We start from the raw sequence: 1,274 nt of genomic DNA on the forward strand, positions 1-1,274 counted from the left end.
GCATATCCCGAGCCGACCCGGGTGACGAAATGGGCTCGGTGATCGATGGCGCCGTTGACCGACCCGACGGGCTGGCCGTCCAGGTACAACGTCTGGGTGTTGCTGTCCCCGGTCAGCGCCACGTGGTGCCATTGACCGTTGTTCACCGCGCCGGAGGTGGTGATCGGCGTGACCGTCCCGTTCCAGAACTGGCCGCGCAACTTGCCGTCGGTGCCCACATACAGCACGGGCGTGTACTCACTGGGCGTCCCGATCGAGGCCAAGCTGCTGTAGCCCAGCACCACACCGGATCCGGTGGTCTTGAACCACCCCTCCACGGTCAGATGCGTGCCCAGGCCGTTGACCGCGAAGTCCGGCAGCTTCACATGCGAGCTGGAGGCCGAGGTGCCGGCGAACCGCACCGCCGTGTCCGCCGACCCGCCCAGCGCCCCGGGGACGCCGGCCGTGGCGTCATAGCCACCGGTGCTGAAACTCGCGTTACCCTCGCCGAGCTTCCAGCCGAGCGCCCCGGCCAGCGTGGAACCCATCGACCCGGTGGCCTCGTTCAGCCTCCAGTAGCCCGACGGCGTGGAGTTCAGCACCGTGGTGCTGTACCGCGACGACGCGCCCTGGTGCTCGTAGACGGTGCACGCGGTGGCCGAACCCGGGCCGCACACCTTGACCAGCGCGTCGCCGTCATAGGTGTAGGACCAGGTCAGCGGGGTCCCGTTCACCGGATCGGTCGACACCGTGGCGACATGCCCGCCGCTCCAGGTGAACGTCAGCGACCGGCCACCGGTCGCGGTCACCTTGGCCAGCTTCCCATCGGTCCCGTACACCAGGTCCTGGGCGCGGCCCCGGTTGTCGGTCACCTTGGTGACCCGGCCCTGGGCATCGAACTGGTAGGAGGTGGCGGACTTGTCCATCAACCGCCACCCGCCGCCGCTCACCGTCGCCAGCGTCGCGTAGGTGCCCAGCGGCGGCGCGTAAGTCCCGTCCCCCTTCGACCCGAACCGCGCCTGCCCGCCGTCGGGGTAGGTGATCAGCACGGTCTGCGACGCGGGCTCGTCCACCAGCCGCATGTCCCACCGCGTGCTCCACCCCGCACCGAACATCCCGTCGGTACGCGGGTCCAGGCTGTTGTAGGTACGCGCCGCCGACAACGGCGGCCCCACCGTCGCCACCGAGGCGTCCGACACGGTCTGGGTGTAGTTGCCCACCACCGGGTTGAACTCACGACCATCGACCCCCGCGCCCAGTAGCGAATTGATCGACGGCTGCTCAGGCTGGGTGCT

Annotated in this window: 1 protein-coding gene; it reads right to left on the reverse strand. The window is 69.4% G+C overall.

Annotation, left to right across the window (positions count from 1 at the left end):
- The coding region (locus AB0M95_RS41035; protein WP_363777221.1) for a DUF6531 domain-containing protein at nt 1-1,274 on the reverse strand (1,274 nt) is incomplete at both ends.

Source organism: Sphaerisporangium sp. NPDC051017 (assembly GCF_040683095.1).
Classification (GTDB): Bacteria; Actinomycetota; Actinomycetes; order Streptosporangiales; family Streptosporangiaceae; genus Sphaerisporangium.